At 70.7% G+C, this 20,183-nt stretch carries 23 protein-coding genes and 1 pseudogene; 14 read left to right on the top strand and 10 right to left on the bottom strand.

Features of this window, described 5'->3' with window-relative positions; all coding sequences use genetic code 11:
- Positions 1-86 precede the first annotated feature (86 nt).
- Together ACH41F_RS20395 and ACH41F_RS20390 are read left to right on the top strand one after the other, a co-directional pair.
- Positions 87-1,673, top strand: coding sequence for a carbohydrate-binding protein (locus tag ACH41F_RS20395; RefSeq protein ID WP_398836838.1), 1,587 nt, complete (start codon positions 87-89; stop codon positions 1,671-1,673).
- Positions 1,674-1,745: 72 nt separating this feature from the next.
- On the top strand, positions 1,746-2,369 hold the full coding sequence (locus tag ACH41F_RS20390; protein WP_391233236.1) for a phosphoribosylanthranilate isomerase: 624 nt from the start codon (positions 1,746-1,748) through the stop codon (positions 2,367-2,369).
- Here ACH41F_RS20390 and ACH41F_RS20385 read toward each other — a convergent pair.
- Complete coding sequence (locus ACH41F_RS20385) at positions 2,332-3,294, bottom strand: amidohydrolase family protein (RefSeq protein WP_398836836.1); 963 nt, start codon at positions 3,292-3,294, stop codon at positions 2,332-2,334. The genes ACH41F_RS20390 and ACH41F_RS20385 overlap by 38 nt on opposite strands.
- A gap of 281 nt (positions 3,295-3,575) precedes the next feature.
- Here ACH41F_RS20385 and ACH41F_RS20380 point away from each other — a divergent pair, with 281 nt between their 5' ends.
- Both ACH41F_RS20380 and ACH41F_RS20375 read left to right on the top strand, forming a co-directional pair.
- Positions 3,576-3,779: a cold shock domain-containing protein gene (locus ACH41F_RS20380; RefSeq protein WP_391233232.1), complete on the top strand. Its 204-nt coding sequence runs from the start codon at positions 3,576-3,578 to the stop codon at positions 3,777-3,779.
- 268 nt (positions 3,780-4,047) lie between these two features.
- On the top strand, positions 4,048-5,361 hold the full coding sequence (locus ACH41F_RS20375; RefSeq protein WP_398837044.1) for a phosphatase PAP2 family protein: 1,314 nt from the start codon (positions 4,048-4,050) through the stop codon (positions 5,359-5,361).
- 34 nt (positions 5,362-5,395) lie between these two features.
- Here ACH41F_RS20375 and ACH41F_RS20370 read toward each other — a convergent pair whose 3' ends face one another.
- The 6 genes from ACH41F_RS20370 to ACH41F_RS20345 all read right to left on the bottom strand — a co-directional run bounded on the left by ACH41F_RS20370 (position 5,396) and on the right by ACH41F_RS20345 (position 10,432).
- Positions 5,396-6,169, bottom strand: a complete 774-nt coding sequence (locus ACH41F_RS20370; RefSeq protein ID WP_398837043.1) for a polysaccharide deacetylase family protein — start codon at positions 6,167-6,169, stop codon at positions 5,396-5,398.
- A gap of 139 nt (positions 6,170-6,308) precedes the next feature.
- A complete protein-coding gene (locus ACH41F_RS20365) occupies positions 6,309-7,076 on the bottom strand; it encodes an SDR family NAD(P)-dependent oxidoreductase (RefSeq protein WP_398836834.1) in 768 nt (255 codons plus the stop codon).
- 94 nt (positions 7,077-7,170) lie between these two features.
- A complete protein-coding gene (locus ACH41F_RS20360; RefSeq protein ID WP_398836833.1) occupies positions 7,171-8,667 on the bottom strand; it encodes an RNA polymerase subunit sigma-70 in 1,497 nt (498 codons plus the stop codon).
- A gap of 77 nt (positions 8,668-8,744) precedes the next feature.
- Entirely contained in the window at positions 8,745-9,098 is a 354-nt protein-coding gene (locus ACH41F_RS20355) for a MerR family transcriptional regulator (protein ID WP_391233228.1), read from the bottom strand.
- 566 nt (positions 9,099-9,664) lie between these two features.
- On the bottom strand, positions 9,665-9,979 hold the full coding sequence (locus tag ACH41F_RS20350; RefSeq protein ID WP_391233226.1) for an SCO5918 family protein: 315 nt from the start codon (positions 9,977-9,979) through the stop codon (positions 9,665-9,667).
- Positions 9,980-10,228: 249 nt separating this feature from the next.
- Positions 10,229-10,432 (bottom strand): cold-shock protein, encoded by a 204-nt coding sequence (locus tag ACH41F_RS20345; RefSeq protein WP_383781634.1) that lies wholly within the window; start codon positions 10,430-10,432, stop codon positions 10,229-10,231.
- A gap of 350 nt (positions 10,433-10,782) precedes the next feature.
- On the opposite strand from ACH41F_RS20345, the gene ACH41F_RS20340 reads away from it, so the two are divergent.
- Positions 10,783-11,037 (top strand): hypothetical protein, encoded by a 255-nt coding sequence (locus tag ACH41F_RS20340; protein WP_398836831.1) that lies wholly within the window; start codon positions 10,783-10,785, stop codon positions 11,035-11,037.
- 56 nt (positions 11,038-11,093) lie between these two features.
- Here the strand turns inward: ACH41F_RS20340 and ACH41F_RS20335 are convergent, their stop codons facing one another.
- Together ACH41F_RS20335 and ACH41F_RS20330 are read right to left on the bottom strand one after the other, a co-directional pair.
- Positions 11,094-12,137: a fatty acid desaturase family protein gene (locus tag ACH41F_RS20335; RefSeq protein WP_398836829.1), complete on the bottom strand. Its 1,044-nt coding sequence runs from the start codon at positions 12,135-12,137 to the stop codon at positions 11,094-11,096.
- Between the two features lie 249 nt (positions 12,138-12,386).
- A complete protein-coding gene (locus tag ACH41F_RS20330; RefSeq protein ID WP_391233218.1) occupies positions 12,387-13,178 on the bottom strand; it encodes a hypothetical protein in 792 nt (263 codons plus the stop codon).
- A 223-nt stretch (positions 13,179-13,401) separates the two neighbouring features.
- Here ACH41F_RS20330 and ACH41F_RS20325 point away from each other — a divergent pair, with 223 nt between their 5' ends.
- The 9 genes and pseudogenes from ACH41F_RS20325 to ACH41F_RS20285 form a co-directional block, all read left to right on the top strand.
- Positions 13,402-13,836, top strand: coding sequence for an Asp23/Gls24 family envelope stress response protein (locus ACH41F_RS20325; protein WP_398836828.1), 435 nt, complete (start codon positions 13,402-13,404; stop codon positions 13,834-13,836).
- A 40-nt stretch (positions 13,837-13,876) separates the two neighbouring features.
- On the top strand, positions 13,877-14,104 hold the full coding sequence (locus tag ACH41F_RS20320) for a hypothetical protein (protein WP_391233214.1): 228 nt from the start codon (positions 13,877-13,879) through the stop codon (positions 14,102-14,104).
- Entirely contained in the window at positions 14,101-14,592 is a 492-nt protein-coding gene (locus tag ACH41F_RS20315; protein ID WP_391233212.1) for an Asp23/Gls24 family envelope stress response protein, read from the top strand. The genes ACH41F_RS20320 and ACH41F_RS20315 overlap by 4 nt, the downstream gene beginning before the upstream one ends.
- Positions 14,589-15,257, top strand: a complete 669-nt coding sequence (locus ACH41F_RS20310) for a DUF6286 domain-containing protein (RefSeq protein WP_391233210.1) — start codon at positions 14,589-14,591, stop codon at positions 15,255-15,257. Before ACH41F_RS20315 ends, ACH41F_RS20310 begins: the two co-directional genes overlap by 4 nt.
- 10 nt (positions 15,258-15,267) lie before the next feature.
- The gene (gene amaP / locus ACH41F_RS20305; RefSeq protein WP_391233208.1) at positions 15,268-15,861 is read left to right on the top strand and encodes an alkaline shock response membrane anchor protein AmaP; all 594 of its coding nucleotides are present in this window, start codon (positions 15,268-15,270) and stop codon (positions 15,859-15,861) included.
- A 380-nt stretch (positions 15,862-16,241) separates the two neighbouring features.
- Entirely contained in the window at positions 16,242-16,664 is a 423-nt protein-coding gene (locus ACH41F_RS20300) for an anti-sigma factor antagonist (protein WP_391233206.1), read from the top strand.
- A 319-nt stretch (positions 16,665-16,983) separates the two neighbouring features.
- Entirely contained in the window at positions 16,984-17,745 is a 762-nt protein-coding gene (locus ACH41F_RS20295) for an ANTAR domain-containing protein (protein ID WP_391233204.1), read from the top strand.
- A 95-nt stretch (positions 17,746-17,840) separates the two neighbouring features.
- Complete coding sequence (locus ACH41F_RS20290; protein ID WP_391233202.1) at positions 17,841-18,557, top strand: ANTAR domain-containing protein; 717 nt, start codon at positions 17,841-17,843, stop codon at positions 18,555-18,557.
- A gap of 240 nt (positions 18,558-18,797) precedes the next feature.
- A pseudogene (locus ACH41F_RS20285) lies at positions 18,798-19,103 on the top strand (IS110 family transposase); the annotation flags it as partial.
- 60 nt (positions 19,104-19,163) lie between these two features.
- On the opposite strand, the gene ACH41F_RS20280 reads toward ACH41F_RS20285, so the two are convergent.
- Positions 19,164-19,610 carry a hypothetical protein gene (locus tag ACH41F_RS20280; RefSeq protein ID WP_398836824.1) on the bottom strand — a complete coding sequence of 149 codons (447 nt, stop codon included), beginning with the start codon at positions 19,608-19,610 and terminating at the stop codon, positions 19,164-19,166.
- Positions 19,611-20,183: the final 573 nt, after the last annotated feature.

Genomic DNA, 20,183 nt, shown 5'->3' with positions numbered 1-20,183 from the left:
TCACCCGTCACGCGTCACCGGCACCTCGTACATCCCGCTCCACCCCTCTGGCACGACCCGCACCGTCCTGGAGATGGAGATCCACGATGCACCTGAGACACCTGCGACCCGCCGTCGCCTGCGCCGCCCTCCTCGGGGGCACCCTCGTCGCCCTGACCGGCACCAATGCGCAGGCCGCGACCACCCGCCACGAGGCCGAGACCGCCCCCGCCGTCTGCACCGGCGCCATCGAGAGCAACTGGGCCGGCTACTCGGGCAGCGGCTTCTGCAACCCCACCAACGCCACCGGCGCCCATGCCCAGTTCACGCTGACCGCGCCCGCGGCGGGCACCGCCACCCTGGCCGTCCGCTTCGCCAACGGCACGACAACATCCCGAACGGCGAACATCATCGTGAACGGCACCACGGTGAGCACCGCCACCTTCGAGAGCACCGGCACCTGGACGGGCTGGACCACCAAGACCCTGACCGTGCCGGTCGACGCGGGCAGCAACACCGTCCGGCTCAACCCGACGACCTCGGCCGGCCTGCCCAACGTCGACTACCTCGAGGCCACCACCCCGGACGGCGGCACCACACCCCCCACCGGCGGCGCCCTGTACGTCTCGCCCACCGGCACCGCCGGCGCGGCCGGCACGATCGACGCCCCCACCACCCTGGCCTCCGCGATCGGCAAGGTCTCCGCGGGCGGCACGATCTACCTGCGCGGAGGCACGTACAACCAGTCCTCGACGATCACCGTCCCGGTCGGCAACAACGGCACCGCGAGCGCCCGCACCAGGCTGTCCGCCTACCCGGGCGAGAAGCCGGTGCTCAACTTCTCCGCCCAGACGGAGAGTTCGTCAAACCGCGGACTCCAGCTGATGGGCAACTACTGGCACGTCACCGGCCTCACCGTCGAACGCGCCGGTGACAACGGCATCTTCGTCGGCGGCAGCAACAACGTCCTGGAGCGCACGGTGACGCGCTACAACCGGGACACCGGCCTCCAGCTCGGCCGGATCGCCTCCACCACCCCGACCAGCCAGTGGCCGGCCAACAACCTGATCGTCAGCGCCGAGTCGCACGACAACGCCGACTCCGACGGCGAGGACGCCGACGGCTTCGCCGCGAAGCTGACCGTGGGCAGCGGGAATGTCTTCCGCCACGCCGTCGCGCACAACAACATCGACGACGGCTGGGACCTCTACACCTACTCCGACTACGACCCCATCGGCGCGGTGACCATCGAGGACTCCCTCTCCTACGACAACGGCACCCTCAGCGACGGCTCACAGGCCGGAAACGGCGACCGCAACGGCTACAAGCTCGGCGGCGAGGACGTGCCCGTCAACCACGTCGTCCGGCGCAGCATCGCCTTCGACAACGGCAAGCACGGGTTCACGTACAACAGCAACCCGGGCTCGATGACGATCTCCAACAACCTGAGCATCGACAACGCCGAGCGCAACTTCAACTTCGACGCCGGCACCTCGGTGTTCCGCAACAACACCTCCTGCCGCAGCTCCAGCGGCACCAACGACCGGATCGTCGGCAACACCGACAGCTCCAACCAGTTCTGGTCCGGCACCAACGGCTCCCGCTGCTCCTCCTACACGGGCGCCCTGGCCTGGTCCTTCGCCTCGGACGGCACGCTGGTCGTGACGATCGGCGGCACCAGGGTCACCTTGTAGCACCCGGCATCGGCCCGAGGGCCCGGGTCCCCGACCCGGGCCCCCGGCGCGCGATACGGCAGTCTGGGACACGTGAGCAACAACTCCAGCGAACCTCTGTTCATCAAGATCTGCGGTCTGAAGACCGAGCGGGACGTCGACACGGCCGTCGAGGCCGGCGCCGACGCCATCGGCTTCGTCTTCTCGGAGAGCCCGCGTCGGATCGACCCCGACACCGCCCTCCGGCTGAGCCGCCGCGTGCCCGAGCACGTCCTGACGGTCGGCGTCTTCCGCAACGAGCCCCTGGACTTCGTCACCGCCACCGCCACCGCCTCCGGCATCCGCGCCGTCCAGCTGCACGGCCCCGAGGACCGCGCCTACTACGCGGACCTGGCCACCGGCGACTGGACCCTGATCCGCGCCGCCGCCTTCGGCGAGACCGTGCCCCGGGTCGGCGAGTACGGCGAGGACATGCTGCTGCTCGACGCGCCCATCCCCGGCTCCGGCCTCGCCTGGGACTGGTCCAGCAAACCCCTCGCCGCCCCCGGCGAGAAGTGGCTCCTGGCCGGGGGCCTCACCCCCGACAACGTGCGCGAGGCCGTGGGGGCCACCAGCCCCTGGGGCGTCGACGTCTCCAGCGGCGTGGAGCACACCCGCGGCGTCAAGGACCCGGCCCTGATCACCTCGTTCGTGAAGGCGGCCCGCCCCCAGGACTGACGGCCGGCGCGGCGCCCAGCCGGAACAGCGCCGCCGCGTTGTCGTGGCACACCCCGCGCAACCACTCCTCGCCGAGGTCCAGCCGCTCCAGCGCGTGCAGCTGGTGCAGATACGGATAGGGGATGTTGGGGAAGTCGGTGCCGAGCAGGATCCGGTCGCCGAGCTCGCTCAGCGCGGGCAGCAGCGCGCGGGGGAAGGGGCGGAAGTCCTCGGTGAAGTCGGTGAACGCCATCGTGGTGTCCAGCCGCACCTCCCGGTAGCGCCGCGCGAGGGCCAGGAACTCCCCGTACTCGGGCATCCCCAGGTGCGCGACGATCAGCCGCAGCCGGGGATGGCGCTTCAGCACCCGCTCGATCGGCTCGGGGCCGGTGTGCTTGCCCGGCGCGGGCCCGGAGCCGCAGTGGATCACCACCGGGACCCCGGCCTCGGCGAGCAGCCCCCAGGCCGGGTCCAGCAGCTCGTCGGCCGGGTCGTACGCCCCCACCTGCACATGCGCCTTGAAGACCCGCGCCCCCGCCGCGACGGCCTCACCGACGTAGGCCTCGACGTCCGGCTCGGGGAACAGGGTGGCGGTGTGCAGGCAGTCGGGGGTGCGGCGGGCGAAGTCGACGGCCCAGTCGTTCAGCCAGCGGGCCATGCCGGGCTTGTGCGGGTAGAGCATCGAGGTGAAGGCGCGCACCCCGAACTCCCGCAGCAGCGCGGCCCGGGCCGCCTCCTCCTGGCGGTAGGTGATCGGCCACTCCAGGCCGCCGGTCAGCGGGCCGAGCCCGTCGAAGTACTCCCAGACCTTGCGCAGGACCCGCTCGGGCATGAAGTGCGTGTGCACGTCGACCAGCCCGGGCAGGCCCAGCCGCCCCCAGAAACGGCGCACCTCGTCGGCCTCCCCGCCCGAGGGCCCGTCCTCTCCCACCACCCGATCACTCATGCCGCCCACGATCGCCTCCGCCGGTGCGGCCCGTCCAGCCCCCGGGGTCGGGGACGTCCGGGGGAAGAAATCTCACGGCGTCGCAGGAGAATTGTTTCCGGACACGCAAAAGCCTTAACAGATTTCCCCCGGCTTCGATTTGACCCGTGCTAGGCTCGATATCCGTTGCAGTTGTGGTTGCCATTCTTGCCATTCAAACCGGGTTTCCGGGGCAGGTGATCATCGCGGCGATGAGGGGCTCGCGAGGTGCGGGTTCCAGCACTTGCTTACAGGAGAAACACATGGCCACCGGCACTGTGAAGTGGTTCAACGCGGAAAAGGGCTTCGGCTTCATCGAGCAGGAGGGTGGCGGCCCGGACGTCTTCGCCCACTACTCGAACATCGCCGCCCAGGGGTTCCGTGAGCTCCACGAGGGCCAGAAGGTGAACTTCGATGTCACGCAGGGCCAGAAGGGCCCGCAGGCGGAGAACATCGTCCCCGCCTGATCCGCAGGGACACTCGTCGAACAGGGCTCGCACCTCGGTGCGGGCCCTGTTTCGCGTGTCGGCGGCCCTCCCGGGGCAACGCAGCGCCGTACCCCTGCATCCCTATGGGTGAAACCTGTACGCCTCCGCTAGCATGTTCGGGCTCGCGACGAACACCGTCATCCGGCGCGATAGGCAGAAAATTCCACCCCATGCATAAAAATCGGTCAAACAGTTGATAAACGTATCGTTGCGGGTGTTTTCGCGAATAAAGCCGCTGTGGGTCGCGATGGGCGTCGGCGCCCTCGGGCTCTTCGTCATGCTGGAGATCGCCGCACGCCACTACGGCCTGCCGGGCCCGATCACCGTCCAGCTGCGTGAGGTGGTCCTCCCGCCCAAGTCGGGCGGCCTGCTGTACGCCGCGATGGCGCTGATGCTGGTCGTACTGCCCCGACGGCAACGATTCGTCGCGCTCGGCACCGCGATCGGCATCGACCTCGCCATCGCCCTCACCCGCTGGATCCTCGACCTCGAACTGCCCGCCGGCAACCACTACGGCAACGGCGCGCTGTGGGTGGTCCTCGGCTGCGGGGTCCTCGCGGTCACCCGCCGCACCGGCCAGGACCGCGTCCTGCTGCTCAAGGGCGTCGGACTCGCGCTGCTCCTGGTGGCCGGCCGCAAGGCCGGGGACACCTGGCTGCTGCTGACCTCCGCGTCCCGCCACCAGGTGCTCGACCAGTACGTGGCCACCGCCGACCACGCGCTCGGCAACCCCTCCTGGCTGATGGGCCGGCTCGTCACCGCCACCGGCGCGATCGGCTTCAACTTCCTCGACTTCGTCTACGGCCAGCTCGCCCTGATGGCCGTCGCCGTCGCGCTCTACCAGCTGCGCAACGTGGCCGCCGAGCGCGCCTTCCCCGGCCACCACCTGGTCCGCACGTTCCTGCTGATAGGCCTGCTCGGACCCGGCGTCTACATGATCTACCCGGTGGTCGGGCCGATCTTCGCCTACGGCGACGGCACCGAGCACTGGGCCTCGATCAGCCTGTGGTCCGAGGCGCACTCCACGACCCAGTGGGCGGTGGCCGACCTGTGGCCGCGGACCCTGCCGTCGATCACCACCCCGCACAGCATGCCGTTCGACGAGATCACCCCCCGCAACTGCATGCCCAGCCTGCACACCGCGTGGGCGGTCGCGATCTTCATCCACTCCCGCAAGGGACCGCGCGCCCTGCGCTGGGCGGGCACGTTCTGGCTGATCGCCACCCTCACCGCGACCCTCGGGTTCGGCTACCACTACGGCGTCGACCTCGTCGCCGGTGTCGTCTTCGTCCTCACCATCGAGGCGGCCCTGCGCACCTACGACCGCGGCTGGGACCGCTCCGGGCTCCGGCTGGTCGGCTACGGCTGCGTGGTCTTCGCCGCCCTCCTGGTGGCCTACCGCTGGCTGCCGGTGGAGATGGCGACCTGGCCGTGGCTGTCCGGCCCGCTGCTCCTGCTGGCGATGGCCTCGGTGATCTACGGCTATGTGCGCACCACCCGGCAGTGGGACGGGGCCGCCGTGCCGACCGGACCGGTCGCACGGCAGCCCGAGCCCGTGTGAGGCACGCGGGGCGCGGTGTCGCGGGCCGGCGAGGTCAGCGGACCGGGAAGCCGAAGGAATAGCCCTGGTCCTTCAGCCAGGGCAGGACCCGGCGCAGGGCCTCGACGGTCTGCGCCCGGTCGCCTCCGGCGTCATGGAAGAGAAGGGTCGGGCCGTTGGGGAGTTCACGCTGGACGGTGGCGACGATGGCGTCCGCGCCCGGCAGTTCGAAGTCCTTGGTGTCCACGTTCCAGCCCAGCGGGCGCATACCGCGGGAGGCGGCGAGCTGACGGCTGTAGGGGGTGAAGGCGCCGCCGGGAGCGCGGTAGTACATCGGCCGGACACCCCCCGACGCCTTGGTGATCATGCGTTCGGCGTCGAGGATCTGCTGCGACTGGTAGGCCTGGGACTGCTGGTCCATCGTCGTGTCGTGCGACACCGAGTGGTCGCACAGCCGGTGCCCCGCAGCGACGACCTGCTTCACCAGATCCGGGTGGGCCTCGGCCTGGGTGCCCACCATGCAGAAGGTGGCCTTCACGCCGAACTCCCGCAGCACGTCCAGCACTTGAGGCGTCCAGACGGGGTCCGGGCCGTCGTCGATGGTGATGTTGACGCCGCGCGCCCCCGCCTCCGAGGCGTGCACGATGGTCTTCGCCACCGGCTTCACGGCACCGCCCGGGGCGGCAGAGGCGGCCGCCTTCGGCGTCGAGCCGCCCGCGGCCCCGGCCTGCGCGGTCCACATCGAGGCACCGGTGGCGAGCACCGTCACCCCGAGCGCCGCCCCGATCACCTTGCCGTACCAGCCCCGTCCGCCCCCGTGCCGCGCCATGTCCGCCCCGCTCTCCCGCAGTTCCTCGCCGATCCCGGCACCTGTCAGGACGACGAACGGCGCTCTGGGGCTCCCTCCGTTACCGATCACGGACAATCCCAGGGGCGTTCGCGGACAACCCGGCCACCACAGCGGTGGATCAGCTGGGAAACATCCCGGCGGTCGCGTTGACCCAGGTGCCCGTGATGCTCGCGCCGGCGTCCGAGGCGAGGAAGGTCGCCAGGGCGGCGATGTCCGCGATCCGCGGTGAACGCCTCGTCATCCGCAGGCTGTCCAGGTGCGCCCGGACACCCTGCACGGCGGCCTCGTCCATGCCCGGGGCACCGGCGGCGGCCAGCTTCTCGGGGGTGAGGCTGTCGGTGACCCCGGCGGTCCAGATCCCGCAGACCCGCACCCCGGCCGGACCGGCCTCCTGGGCCAGCTGCCTGACCAGCGCGTCGATCGCGCCGTCGGCCGCCGCGGTGCCGCCCATCATCGGACTGCCGTTGGCGGAGCCGCTGTTGAGGGCGAGGATCACACCCGAACCCCGGGCGGTCATCCGGCGCGCGGCGGCCCGGGCGGTGATGAACTGGCAGGCGATGCCCCGCACCACCGGCCGCGTGTAGTCCTCCACCGACATCTCGGTCAGCGGTACGCCCTGGAAGTCCCCGCGCGGCACGAGGTTGACGGAGACGTCGATCCCGCCCGCCCGCTCGACGACCGACGCCGCGTGCGCCTCCACGGCCTCCTCGTCACCGGCGTCGAGCACGTCGTACTCGGCACCCGTGACGTCGGCGACCTTCCGCAGCGTCTCCCGCGTACGCCCGACGAGGAACACCCGCGCCCCCGCCTCTGCGTACGCCTGCGCGACGCCCGCGCCGAGGGAACCCGCACCGCCGTAGACGACCGCGACCTTGTTCTCCAGCATGGTGACTGCTCCTTGGGTGGGGGGCGCCGTGTGCGCCCGACACCCCTATGACGCGCCGGCCGCGCGAACTCATCGCTGCCGGCCGAACTTTTCCTCAGAGCGTCATCGGCAGCCCGAACGCGGCGAACAGATGCGGTTCGAAGGTCGTGATCTCGGCGATCCGCCCCTCCTTCACCCGTAGTACGTCGATGAGTTGGGCCCGGAACACGCTGGTTCCCGGCCGCCGCAGATAACCGGCGACCGCCAACTGCCCGTTGGCGCGCACCGGCAGATGCCGCCAGTGCCCGGCGAACATCGGCGACGCCGGATCGAGGTTCGGCCGTACGAACGCGAAGAGAGCCTCCCGCGTGGTGAACCAGAACGGGTTCGGCGGCATGGTCAGCACCGCGTCCTCCCGCACGAGCTCGATCATCGCGTCGATGTCGGCCCGCGCGGCGGCGTCCATGTACCGCCGCAGCAGCGCCTGGTCCGCGGCGCTGGGCGGCCCGGCCGACCACTCCTCGCGCCGTCCCGGCAAGGCCTCCCGCAGGGCGGCCCGGCCGCGCTGCACGGCACTGTTCGCCGAGGCCGGGCTGGCGCCCAGCAGGTCGGCGGTCTCCTCGGCCGACCACCCCGCCACGTCACGCAGGATCACCGCCGCCCGCTGCCGGGGCGGGAGCTTCTGGATGGCGGTCAGGAAGACCAGCTCCAGCGTCTCACCGGCCACGGCCTGCGCGTCCGGCTCCTGCCGGGGCGCGGGGGTCTCGGGCAGCTGGTCGTCGGGGAAGGGCTGGAGCCAGGGCAGCCGCGGCGGTGGCGTCCCGCCCCCGGAGTCCATGCCCGGCACCGGTTCGTAAGGGGCCGGGCGCCGGTTGTGCTTGCGCAGGAAGTCCAGACAGAGGTTGGTGGCGATGCGGTACAGCCAGGCCCGTACGTTGCCGACCCCGTCCAGCGTCTCCCGGGCCCGCCAGGCCCGCAGGAACGCCTCCTGGGTCAGGTCCTCGGCCTCGTCGTACGAGCCGAGCATGCGGTAGCAGTGCACGCGCAGCTCGCGCTGGTGGCTCTCGACGAGGGCGCCGAAGTCGTCGGGGTCGGGGTGGGCGTGGTGGTCGGGGTGGTCGCGCGCGTCGTGGTGGGGGTCGGGAGTGACTTGCGTGTCCGATGGCTCGGGCGTGTCGTGTGTGGCGTCGGCGTCGGCGTCGGCGCTGGGATCGGCGTCGTCGTGCGTGGCACGGGAGGACGCGTCGGATTTCGTCACACGCCTCGGCGTGACGATTTCCGCGCCGCCCGGGTCGGACGGCACCGCCCGCTCGGTGTCCTGTCCGCCCTGGCTGTCCTGGTTGTCCTGTCTGGCCTGCCGGGCGAGTCGCCGTAACTGCGCGAACCGTCCCGAGAGTGCCTCGACATCGGCGTGGAACGCGATCCCGGGCTCCAGCCGCAGCCGCCGCAGCCGCTCCCCGAGATCGGTCACCAGGTCCCTGACCGGGACGCCTCCCGCCCCGCGCCGCTCGCGATAGGCCCGCTGCCGGCAGGCCTGCGAACAGTACGACGCGGCCCGCCCCGGCCCGTCCCGGCCGTCGACCGGCCCCCCACACCCCTGGCACGTCCTCATGCCGCCCACGCTAGAGCCGCTGGATCATTCCGCGGAAGGGGATCACGTTCGAGGCGACGACACTCGGCGCGTACCGCTCAGTGCGAGCTGGAGCCGGCGTTGTCGGAGGCCGGCGTGCTCGCGGCACGGCGGTACTCCGCGTTGATGCGCTGCGCTTCCTCGAGCTGGTCCTCGAGGATGACGATGCGGCAGGCGGCCTCGATCGGGGTTCCCCGGTCGACGAGCTCACGGGCCCGAGCGGCGATCCGCAGCTGGTAGCGGGAGTAGCGGCGGTGGCCGCCTTCCGAACGCAGCGGAGTGATCAGCCGGGCCTCACCGATGGCGCGCAGGAAGGCAGGGGTGGTGCCGAGCATCTCGGCGGCCCGGCCCATGGTGTACGCGGGGTAGTCGTCGTCGTCCAGACGATCACTGAGCGGGTTATCTGCTTCCATGTCACCTCGTTGTGCAACGCGTCGAGGGGCCCCGATGCCGTACGGCACCAGGGCCCCAAAGGGAATTCAACACCATCCGTCGGCCCTCATGCTGTGCCGACCTTCTGTTTCCGCTACCCGGCCCGACGGGGGCAGGAGTGCGGGGATCGCGGCTGCGTGACCGGGGACCACCATCCAATCCGGGGTCTTGCGGTACCCGGACCGAGTGTTCGTCGGGCCGGGCGATCCTGGTACTGCTGGGTGTCACCTGCGAACTTCACGTACTGCTACCCGCCAGTTCGTGTCTGCCGGGTGTCGTCTGACCGTCTCTACGAGAAAAATGCTAACCGCACTGTGGACCAATGTCTACTGTGGCAAGAGTAGGTTTTGGTGGGCGGAGGGTGCAGGCATCCTGTGACCCGGGACACGGGCAGGGCGGGACAGGGCAAGGCGGGGCCGGGCCGCCGGTCAACCGATCGACACGCCGACCGCGCGGGGCCGGCCGCGGTGACAAAACGGCGAGGGCCCTGCCGACGCGCGTCGGCAGGGCCCTCGCCGGGCTCTGGATTGCTGTGGTCCGCGGACCCTTATGCCTCCGCGGGGGCGGCACCGCCGAGCATCGCCGCCGCGCTCCGCAGCTCGGCGTAGGGGTCCTCGGGTGCGGCCTGGGGGGTCTCGTGGCAGGTGAACCCGAGGCGCGTCAGGGCGCGGACGACCTCGCCGGACGTGAAGTCGCGGGGGTCCTGTCGGGTGATGACCTGCCCCACCTGCTTGACCGGGTAGCGGCGACGGCCGACGGTCACGGACTCACCTGTGACGAGCTGGGGCCTGATGCCCTTCATCGAGGCCAGCACCCCGTCCTTGGTCAGGTCGAACGGGTACCGGGCGATGACACAGCGCATGGATGCCTCACAGGGAAAAGGGGGAAAACGGCCGGACCTGGCGAGGTGTTGCCGGATCAGCGGGGCGGGCGTGAGCGCGTCCCGCGGCAGGTGTGCGGCGCATGGCGTGTTGCACAGCGTGTCGCGCAGGTGGGGGTGGTGCCGGGTGGTGCGGGTGGCGGGTGATCCGCCGGGAAACGCAGCGAGCTGGGGCCCGCACCCCAAGGTGCGGGCCCCAGCTGCGAAGTCAGTACGTCAGCGCCGCTGTTGTCAGGCGGGGACGATGTTCTCGGCCGTCGGGCCCTTCTGGCCCTGCGCGATGTCGAAGGACACCTTCTGACCCTCAAGCAGCTCGCGGAAGCCCTGGGCGGCGATGTTCGAGTAGTGGGCGAAGACGTCGGGGCCGCCGCCGTCCTGCTCGATGAAGCCGAAGCCCTTTTCCGCGTTGAACCACTTCACGGTGCCGTTCGCCATGTCATTTCTCCTTCGGAGGCGTTTTCAAGAACCCACGTTCTGTGAATTCCGTGTCGCCGTGCTGATGAACCCGTCGGAAAAACCGTATGGCAACAACACCTGCAACTGAGATCGACAGTAGCACGCCGCGACGGCCTCCGCTGAGCCCCTAATTCCGCCTCTCCCGACGGCCAAGAAATAGTGATCACGGCCCGTGGAAATTTCTAATTCCGCGAGCACAGATATTGTCCCGTGACGCCCTACCGCAACCGCGGCCGACCGGGGCGGAGCCCGCCGGGACCGATCGCTCAGGCGGCGACCGACCGAAGGACCACGGCTACGCTCTTCGCGAGCCGAACGGGGGAGGACCTGTGGCGGAACTACCGGCACGTGTCGACCGCGACATTCTCGAGGGACGCGCGATCCTCGCCATAAAGACGATCCGTGAAGCACGCGGATGCTCGCTCCGTGAAGCGGTCGATTTCTACCATGAGCGCTACAGACAGCTTCATCCCGAGCCGAAGGCACCCCAGGAAGCACCCCGCCCCCGGATGCTGCGGTTCGAGGCGGACGGCTCTTTGGTGGTGTCCGAAGAACCACGCGAGGATCAGAAGCCGAAGAAGTGAGAAGCCCGATCGGCTCCCTCACACCCGCTGATACGGTCCTGCCGCGCCGCGTCCCTCTATGCGGGGAGGCTGGGGTGCCTGATGGGGGCTCCGGCCCGGTGGAGGCTGGTGAGGGCCAGGCGGTAGGAGGCGATGAGCCCGGTCTCGACGTACTCCACGCCCAGGTCCTCGCAGTAGCGGCGGACGATGGTCCGGGCCTTGCGCAGGTTGGGGCTGGGCATGCTGGGGAACAGGTGGTGCTCGATCTGGTGGTTCAGCCCGCCCAGCGCGATGTCCGTGAACCAGCCGCCGCGCACGTTGCGTGAGGTGAGCACCTGGCGGCGGAGGAAGTCCGGGCGGTCCTCGCCCGTCAGGATCGGCATGCCCTTGTGGTTGGGCGCGAAGAGCGAGCCGAGATAGACGCCGAACAGGCACTGGTGGACGACGAGGAAGGCGATCGCCATGCCGGGGGGCAGCAACCAGAACAGGACGGCCAGGTAGAGCGCGACGCTCGTGAGCAGCAGGGCGCCGTCGAGCCGTCGGTGCTTGAGCGAGCGGTTGGCCAGTGCCCTCGCGCTCGACACGTGCAGGTTGAAGCCCTCCAGGGTGAGCAGCGGGAAGAAGAGGAACGCCTGCCAGCGGCCGATGAGGCGGGGGAGCCCCTTGGCGGCGCGGGCCTGGTCCTGGGACCAGACCAGCAGGTCGGGCTCGAGGTCGGGGTCGAGTTCCTCGTGGTTGGGGTTGGCGTGGTGGCGGGTGTGCTTGTCCTGCCACCATCCGTAGCTCATCCCGACGCCGGCGCAGGCGATCCGGCCGGATGCCTCGCTGCCCCGGCGGCGGCGGAACACCTGGCGGTGGGCCGCGTCATGGGCGAGCAGGGCGACCTGGCCGAAGACGAGGGCCAGGAAACCGGCGACGGCCAGCGTCCACCAGGTGTCACCGAGGAGAGCGACGGCGGCCCACCCGCCGACGTAGAGCACGGCCACGACCGTGATCCGCACCGTGTAGTAGCCGGGGCGGCGCCCCAACAGGCCGGCGTCGGCGATCTTTCTCGACAGCCGGGCGAAGTCACTGCCGGTCGTTCCCGAGGGCGGGGGGCGGACCGTGGCGTCTGTGGTCATGTCGCTGAACTCTTTCCGAAGGAAGCGGATGGTCAGGCGCTGCCTCGGGAGTAGCTGAGACCGGGCCATGGCAAGGGGTGCGCGTCCGTCCGATGCGGACGCGGATCGCGCGACGCGGTGCAAGGACGACGTGTGTCTCGTCCGTGGGCGTGGCGCGAGCCCTCTGTCTCCTTGCGGGTTCCCTGCCAGGCAGGTGTCACACCGCAGGACCGTCCAGGGCTGGTGGCGGGGTCCGCTCACCGAGGGGCGCTAGCCCGCCGTCTCCGTGATGAGGACGGCGACGGTGACCGGGCCAGAGGTGGCCGTGGCGGCTGCCTCGGCCACCGCCTCCCGGACGGCGCGGGCGACGTGCAGGGGATGGTGCCCCGGTCCTGCCGCGAGGTGAACCTCGATGTGCCGGCCGGGTGGATCGTCATGGTCCGTCACCTTGACCGGGCGGCTGCCCAGCACGGCGGTGAGGCGGGCGACGCCCGGCACCCCTGCTGCGACGTCCGTCACCTCCCCGACGAGCCCCCGCGACCCTGTTCCGGTCACCGGGGGTGCGTGCCGTGCGGCCGTAGCCTCCGCGTTCTGCGTGGCCGTAGCTTCCGGCTCGGGCCTGATGGTCGTCGCTGCTTCGGTCCGGGAGGGCATTTCTGCTTCCGGGATGTCACGGAGATCCGTCACGCGGAGATCAGCCGTCACCGTGGCCAGCCCGAGCCGTTCGGTGGCCGCGCCCAGCAGCGCGTTCCGCAGGTCGTCGGCGGTCTCCGGCAGCGGCCGCGCAGGGGATGCGGTGAAGGCGGCCTCGATGGTGAGGGGGCCGGGAGGTAGCGCGCTGGCCGGTGGCCGGACGGCCGGCTCGGACACGGGTTGGAGCGGCGCCGACCCGATGCGCAGGGACCCCAGCCGGACACCGGGGACCTCGGCGGCGGTGCGCCGGAGGGCCTGGACGGCCGCTTGCTCGGTGATCCACGTCCCGTCGGGGGGCCCGCCGAGCGGGAGCAGCCGACCCAGGGCGAGCCGGCTCCGTACTGCCTGCGTCCACGCTTCCTCGGTCACGGGCCTCTCACTTTCCTCTCCACGGCTGCGGTTCTCTTTCCAGCGGCGCGGCGCGGCGCGGCACGGCGCGGCCCGGAGTCCGCGAGAACTCGGGACCTCAAGGGGTCTCAAGCCGCTCCTCGGGTTACCCCGTTCGAACGCCCTGAACTCGGGCAAAAGGTACTTAAAAGACTATAATTCCAGTGATTGATGCTCTGTGGCCTCGCGAGGGAGGAATATCCCGATGACTGAGAACACCGGTGTCAGGCCCGACGCCGCGCCCGGTTCTCGCGGCCGGACGACCATCGCCGATGTGGTGGTGGAGAAGATCGCCGGAATGGCGGCACGGGACGTTCGCGGGGTCCATGCCCTCGGCAGCGGATTCGCCCGTTCGATGGGATCCGTGCGGGAGCGGATGCCCGGCGCCGGCAGCGGCAGGTCCGTCACGCGCGGGGTCAGTGTCGAGGTCGGCGAGCTGCAGGCGGCCGTCGATCTGGAGCTCGTCGTCGAGTACGGCGTACCGATCACGGACGTGGCCGCCGCGGTGCGGGAGAACGTCATCTCCGCGGTGGAGCGGATGGCGGGCCGCGAAGTCGTGGAGGTCAACATCACGGTCAGTGATGTGAAGCTGCCGGACGACGGGGAGGACGAAGGGGAGGAGCGGCAGCGGATCCAGTAGCCGGGGCGGAACTGCACCCAAGTGAGTGAGGGAGTGCGACATGAGCAGGGCCGTGGTGGGCTTGATGGCCGGGATGGCGCTGGGTTTCGCCGGGTACTTCGGTGACTTCTGGGCTTTCCTGCTGGTTCTGGTGCTGGGCCTCGTCGGTCTCGTGATCGGGCGGTTCTCGGAAGGCGATCTCGAACCGGGTGACTTCGTCCGTCGCCGGGACCGGCAGGACCGGATCTCGGATGACCCGCGACAGGCTCGGGGGGACTGGCGGCGGTGAGCGGGGAAGCCGACGAGCGCCCTGGCGTCCCCCGTGGGGAGCGCGGGGCGACCACCGTCACCGACCGGGTCGTCGCGAAGATCGCTGCCCGGGTGGCGCGCGAGGCGCTGAGCCGGTTCACCGAGTCGACCGGCCACGTACCACCCGACCGCCGAACCCCCCACGTGAGCACATCCGTACGGCGGGCGCCGGAACGGACCAGCGGGGGAGGGACCGGCGAGGGGCGGACTGGCGAGGGCCGGACTGGCGAGGGCCGGACCGGGCACTCCGAGTCGCGGCGGCAGACGGTACTCGGCGAGGCGCGGCTGCACATCACCGTCGACCTCGGCTATCCCTCCGACATCGGGGCGCAGTGCGCCGCGGTGCGCCGGGAGGTCACCGAGCGGATCAGGACTCTGGCCGGTATGGAGGTGTCCGACCTCGCGGTATCGGTCGGGCAACTGCACTCGGCGCACACGCGGCACACGGACCGGGAGCGGGTGAGATGAGCGCGAACACGTCGCGGCAGCAGACCGGTGACAGCGACCTCGCCTCCGGCCCGGGACAGAGGCTCCCGTCCGCCGAGGACACTCCGAAGGTGACTGACGGATCAGACAGGTCGGCACGCCGTTTCTGGTCGTCGCGGCGGATTCCCGCGGCCCTGGTGGCCCTGCTGTCCGCCGCGGCCGTCGGACTGCTCCTCTATGACGTGATCGCGGTGCGGGCGGGCCGGGACGCGATGCGCTGGCGGCGGCGGCTCGCCGAGGAACTGGCCACCCGGCCCCTGGACGACGTATGGATGATCGTCGGGGCCGTGGTGGCGATGGTCCTCGGCCTGTGGCTGTTCCTCCTCGCGGTGACGCCGGGACTGCGCAGGCTGCTGCCCATGCGGCGGCCCACCGACAGCCCCGGGACACAGGACGTCCGAGCCGGCCTCGACCGCCGCGCGGCCGCACTCGTACTGCGCGACCGGGCCATGCGAGTGCCCGGGGTCCAGTCGGCACAGGTCACTGTCGGCCGTCGGAAGGTCAAGGCCGGGGCGCAGGCCCATTTCCGCGACCTGGAGGAGGTCCGCTCGGACCTGGACGCCGAGCTGGGCGAGGCCGTGACGACCTTGGGCCTGGCCCGGCCACCCGCACTGGCCGTGCGCGTCCGGCGCCCCAAGAAGGGCTGAGGTGGTCCTGATGCTCAAGGCGGTGAACCGGATGCTGCTCGGGCTCCTCGGCCTCGGACTGTTCGCCCTGGGCGGCGGCGTGCTGCTGGGCGCACTGGACCTGCCGCGCCATGGGGACTTCGAGCTGCCGGGCTGGTGGCCCTTCCGCGGGCCGGACGACGTGGTGCTGGGTGCCTGGGGGCGCACCCGGTGGCGGGAAGAGGGCTGGTGGTGGCCGACCGTGATCGCGGTGCTCGTCCTGCTCCTGGCCCTGCTGCTGTGGTGGCTCCTCGCGCAACGCAGACACCGCCTGGACCGTGTTCTCGTCGACAGCGGAGACGGTGCGCCGGCCCGACTCGACGGCCGCGCGCTGGAGAGGGCCGTCGAGGCAGAGGCCCGAGCCCTGGACGGGGTCTCGCGGGCTCGTGTCCGGCTGAGGGGCCGGCGTACCGCTCCGACCGCCCGCGTACGGCTGCTGCTGGAGCCGCACGCCGATCCCGTGCGGACGCTCGGGCGGCTGAGCCGCGAAACACTCGCCCACGCACGAGACTCGGCCGGCCTGGACCAGCTTCCCGCGGAAGTGCGCCTCCGGGAGGCCCGCCACCGCGCGGAACGCACCGCTTAGGCCCCCCTGGGCCCAAGTGCCGTACGGGGTACGGGGGATGAGCGCGCCGCCACCCTTCGCCCATTGTCCACATCCTGAGATGGGGCCGTTCCGGGCCTTCTGTCGCACGGGGGCAGGACTATCGTGTGATGCAGGCGTCCCAGACCCCGGCGGCTGTCGTTTCGCGACACGGTTGGCTGCGAGGAGCGGACCTCCCGTCCGTCACCCGACGCATCCCTGGAGAGAACCGGGCGGACCCCCATGTCCTGTTGCGCAGGCCCTCGGACCGGCCGTCGTTCCGTCTCCGCCGTACGTACGTCCCTGTCGGCAGCGCACCAGGAGGAACCGGGCCCCCCGGCGTCCCCGTCCCGCTGCCGGACGGGTTTCCGAACCGAGGCGTCATGTCCTTCCCACAGCTCACCGTCTACCGCCATGACCGACGGAAACGGGCACTGATCACCCTGGCCGGTGAGATCGACCTGGAATCGGCACCGCTGGTGCGCGCGGCGCTGGCGCGATGCCTGAGCGACGGCATCCGCGTCGTCGATGTCGACCTCACCCCTGTGACCTTCTGCGACTGCAGCGGCCTCAACGCCTTCCTCCACGCCGAGCAACGCACCAGGGAGGCCGGCGGGGTCCTACGACTGCACAATCCGCAACCGCCGGTGGAGCGGGTCCTCGACCTAACCGGCTGCGGGTTCCTGGTTCCCGGCCGTCCGCTCGGGCAGCCGCCACCGTCACCCGCGGACGCCCCCGACCCGGCCGCACCCCTGCCGGACCGGAATGTCCCGCCGGTGGCCGTCCTCTCGGGCGATGTGCGGTGAAGTGCCGGGCCGGGCAGGGGAAGCCGCCGCCGTATGAGCCGTATGAGCCGTATGCAGGTGAGTCCTACAGCGTGGAGGCGGTGCGGTTGCGCCGCGGGCACCGCTGGCCCGCGCAACTCACGTCGTACGGCGGCGTCTTCGCGATGACGGGTGTCTTGGTGCACCCGCTCCCGCACCCGCAGGATCAGGACCGGGACCAGGACCGGGACCGGGGTGTCGCCCGCCGGTTGCAGACCTCGCTCCGCTTGCTCCCCCTCGGGGAACGCACCACGTCTCGACCGGAAGGACTGATCCCCGACGCCTGGACGAGGTGGTCCGGATGAGCGCCGGCAGCCGGTCGTCCCGCATCCAGGGGCTGGTCGCCCAGCAGGCGGCCCGACGCGACGCCCCGGTCGGTGTGACGGACGTGTGCACCGCCGCCGTGGCCGCACTGCCGGTCGACGGAGCCGGGGTGTCGGCGATGTTCAAGACCATCGCGAGCCATCCGCTGTGCAGCACCGACGACATCAGCGAGCAGCTGGAGGAACTCCAGCTCACCCTCGGCGAGGGCCCCTGCGTGGACGCCTTCACCCAGGGCTCGGCCGTCCTGTCCCCCGATCTGCTGTCCGCCGCCGCGCAGGAGCGCTGGCCCGTGTTCGCCGACACGGCCCTGGAGGCCGGGGCACGGGCGGTCTTCGCGCTCCCCCTGCAGATCGGGGCGATCAGCCCGGGGGTCCTCGACCTGTACGCCGACGCGCCGACCGAGCTGGACGCGGAGCAGCTGGCCGACGCGCTGGCGTTCGCCGACCTCGCGACGCTGATCCTGCTCGACGCGCGGATCGACGAGACGGGCGCACAGTCCGGCGCACCGAAACCGGACCACGGCTGCGAGGACCTCGGCGGATACCGGGCGGAGATCGACCAGGCCACCGGCATCCTCACGGTCCAGCTCGGCGTCGGCATCGACGAAGCGTTCGTCCGGCTGCGCGCCTACGCCTACATGCGGGGACGCCGGCTCGCCGACGTGGCCGCCGACGTGGTCGCCCACCGGCTGCGCTTCGGCCCGGACGGCGAACCGGAACGGACCGACGACGGCGACTGATCCATCGGTTCCGGCCGATGAACGTGCCGCGCTTCCCCGTGCTGCGCTTCCCGCCCTCTCCCGGCGGGTCCAGTCTCGATCGAGGGTGACACACGATGAATCAGCAGCTCCTGGCCAAGACCTTCGTCGAACTGGCCGACAACCTGGTCGCCGACTTCGACCTCATCGATTTCCTGCGCCTGCTGACCGACCGCTGCGTGAGCATGCTCGACGCGAGCGCCGCCGGGGTACTGCTCGCCGACCGCGACGGCAAACTGCGCGTGATGGCCGCCTCCGACGAAGAGGTGCGCCTGCTGGAACTCTTCCAGCTCCAGAACGACGAGGGCCCCTGCCTGCAGTGCTTCAGCACCGGCACCCAGGTGATCGTCCCCGACCTCACCCAGGAGGCCGACCGCTGGCCGCGCTTCGTCACGGCGGCCCACCGCAGCGGCTTCGGCGCCGTCCAGGCTCTGCCCATGCGCCTGCGCAACGAGACCGTCGGCGCCCTGAACCTCTTCCGCGCCGCCCCCGGCCCCTTCGACTCCTCCGACACACTGGTCGCCCAGGCCCTGGCCGACGTCGCCACCATCAGCCTCCTCCAGCAACGCTCCACCCACCGCAGCACCGTCCTCAACGAACAGCTCCAGACCGCACTGAACAGCCGCGTCCTCATCGAACAGGCCAAGGGCAAACTCGCCGAACGCCACAACGTCGACATGGAACAGGCCTTCACCACCCTGCGCGCCTACGCCCGCGCCCACAACCGACGCCTGTCCGACGTGGCCCGCGCCTTCATCGACGACACCGAACCCCTCCCCGGCCTGGCGACCTGACCGCCCCGGCAGTGGCACGGCAGCGGAAGGGGACTTGGCGCGGAAGACGAACGCCGAGTTCGCCCCGGCCGTGCAAGCAGCCCGGAGAGCCCGAAGCGGCGCACGCACGAGTAAGCCCCAGGCCATTGACCTGAGGCTTCAGAAGAGCGGGTGACGAGAATCGAACTCGCGCTCTCAGCTTGGGAAGCGACGGCGCTTGGCGGACCGGATGGCTTCTGACCTGGTCATATGCGCTCTGGTGTGGCGCCCGCCCGGGCCCTGAAGTCGTACGCCGGATCCGCGCCCATCACCCGGGCCTCCGGCAAGAAGCGGTTCGTCGGCCGCCGGTTCGTAAAGAACAACCGCCTCGTCAACGCCGGTTTCCTCTGGGCCTGCGCCGCCCTCGCCGCCTCACCGGGAGCGACGGCTCACTACTGACGTCGACGCGAGCACGGAGACTGGCATGCCGCCGCACCACGGCTCTTGCTGAACCGCTTCCTCGGTCAGCTCCATCACTGCCTCAAGACCCGGCAGTTCTTCGACGAACAACGGGCCTTCGCGCCGATGGCTCTGATTCCGGAAGCGTCGAGCGCTCAGACATGGTCAGGGCCGCTGTCGGCTTGCCGGTCACCCGCCTGCCCTGTCCGCTCCGGTTGCCCTGCTCAACTGGGCGGCGAGACGGACGGCGGTCTTCTCCCCGGCTCGCTGCCTTATCAGACCCTCTTTGGCAGCTGCACGAAGCCAGACCTCCGAGCTGTCCCCATCGGCCTTCAGCACCCGCGCGGTCACCACTACGGGATTCAGACCGCCGGCACCGCCGCTGGCAACGATGCGGACAGTTTCGTCCTCACCAAGGCGAACTGGCACGGTCTCAATGACGTGGCCCGCCCTCCCGAGCACACCGGAGACGCGCTTCACCGCTTCGTCGAAAGGCAAGGGAACAAGCAGATCGACCTCATGGACGTTCTTCCTCATCAGCTTGGCCACCACCCGGACCAAGCGACCACTACCCCCACCCACCGCGCCGAGAGCAGCAAGCTCCTCAGCCAAGATCTGGTCTTCGCTCTGATCCACGGCCCCCACCCTCACCGACAGACCGCTCCTACCGGGCGACCACATGCTGTCCGCCCGGCAGACCATGGTGACGTATGCCGATCGTTGAAGCACGCCTCGGCTTGCCGTCACCCCGACCAGGCAGACGGCTTGACTGTTAATCCCCTGAGATGTCTTGAGGGCTGGCACGGCCCAGGCTCCCGCGGTTCAGAACGGAACCGGGGGAGCCGCCGGGTGGAGGTCAGTACAGGCTGCCCTGTTCACAGACGAGGCAGGCGACCTGGCGGAGCTTGATGTTGCTCTCCTGGTCAACAGCCGGTGGCGGCGGGTCAGTCGGGCCCAGGCGTGCTCGTACGTGTCAGGGCGTCCGGTGGCCAGGCAGTGGACAGCGGTCCACGCACTGCAGTAACGGTAGGCCGGACCTGGAGACCGCCTGTGTCCCGTGGCCGGGCACAGAGATCGTCTCGCCCTGTGGCCCGGAGGCCCGCTGCAGCCAGAAACTCACCTCGGCCAGGACGGAGGCACGAGCGCCGTCCTACTCAGCCTGCACCCACGAGGGACTGTCGGAGTCAGTGATCAGCCCCCTGCGCAGTG

The sequence above is a fragment of the Streptomyces sp. NPDC020489 genome (genome assembly GCF_044386545.1).
In the GTDB taxonomy this organism is placed as follows: domain Bacteria; phylum Actinomycetota; class Actinomycetes; order Streptomycetales; family Streptomycetaceae; genus Streptomyces.
The sequence above is the reverse complement of the archived record's forward strand: the minus strand, read 5'-3'. Positions and strand labels throughout refer to the sequence as shown.

Excerpts from the sequence above, each read along its gene's own strand:
- ACH41F_RS20395 (WP_398836838.1), top strand. The coding sequence starts at position 87 with ATGCACCTGAGACACCTGCGACCCGCCGTCGCCTGCGCCGCCCTCCTC.
- ACH41F_RS20385 (WP_398836836.1), bottom strand. The coding sequence starts at position 3,294 with ATGAGTGATCGGGTGGTGGGAGAGGACGGGCCCTCGGGCGGGGAGGCC.
- ACH41F_RS20380 (WP_391233232.1), top strand. The coding sequence starts at position 3,576 with ATGGCCACCGGCACTGTGAAGTGGTTCAACGCGGAAAAGGGCTTCGGC.
- ACH41F_RS20375 (WP_398837044.1), top strand. The coding sequence starts at position 4,048 with ATGGGCGTCGGCGCCCTCGGGCTCTTCGTCATGCTGGAGATCGCCGCA.
- ACH41F_RS20370 (WP_398837043.1), bottom strand. The coding sequence starts at position 6,169 with ATGGCGCGGCACGGGGGCGGACGGGGCTGGTACGGCAAGGTGATCGGG.
- ACH41F_RS20365 (WP_398836834.1), bottom strand. The coding sequence starts at position 7,076 with ATGCTGGAGAACAAGGTCGCGGTCGTCTACGGCGGTGCGGGTTCCCTC.
- ACH41F_RS20360 (WP_398836833.1), bottom strand. The coding sequence starts at position 8,667 with ATGAGGACGTGCCAGGGGTGTGGGGGGCCGGTCGACGGCCGGGACGGG.
- ACH41F_RS20355 (WP_391233228.1), bottom strand. The coding sequence starts at position 9,098 with ATGGAAGCAGATAACCCGCTCAGTGATCGTCTGGACGACGACGACTAC.
- ACH41F_RS20350 (WP_391233226.1), bottom strand. The coding sequence starts at position 9,979 with ATGCGCTGTGTCATCGCCCGGTACCCGTTCGACCTGACCAAGGACGGG.
- ACH41F_RS20345 (WP_383781634.1), bottom strand. The coding sequence starts at position 10,432 with ATGGCGAACGGCACCGTGAAGTGGTTCAACGCGGAAAAGGGCTTCGGC.
- ACH41F_RS20335 (WP_398836829.1), bottom strand. The coding sequence starts at position 12,137 with ATGACCACAGACGCCACGGTCCGCCCCCCGCCCTCGGGAACGACCGGC.
- ACH41F_RS20325 (WP_398836828.1), top strand. The coding sequence starts at position 13,402 with ATGACTGAGAACACCGGTGTCAGGCCCGACGCCGCGCCCGGTTCTCGC.
- ACH41F_RS20320 (WP_391233214.1), top strand. The coding sequence starts at position 13,877 with ATGAGCAGGGCCGTGGTGGGCTTGATGGCCGGGATGGCGCTGGGTTTC.
- ACH41F_RS20310 (WP_391233210.1), top strand. The coding sequence starts at position 14,589 with ATGAGCGCGAACACGTCGCGGCAGCAGACCGGTGACAGCGACCTCGCC.
- amaP (WP_391233208.1), top strand. The coding sequence starts at position 15,268 with ATGCTCAAGGCGGTGAACCGGATGCTGCTCGGGCTCCTCGGCCTCGGA.
- ACH41F_RS20300 (WP_391233206.1), top strand. The coding sequence starts at position 16,242 with ATGTCCTTCCCACAGCTCACCGTCTACCGCCATGACCGACGGAAACGG.
- ACH41F_RS20295 (WP_391233204.1), top strand. The coding sequence starts at position 16,984 with ATGAGCGCCGGCAGCCGGTCGTCCCGCATCCAGGGGCTGGTCGCCCAG.
- ACH41F_RS20290 (WP_391233202.1), top strand. The coding sequence starts at position 17,841 with ATGAATCAGCAGCTCCTGGCCAAGACCTTCGTCGAACTGGCCGACAAC.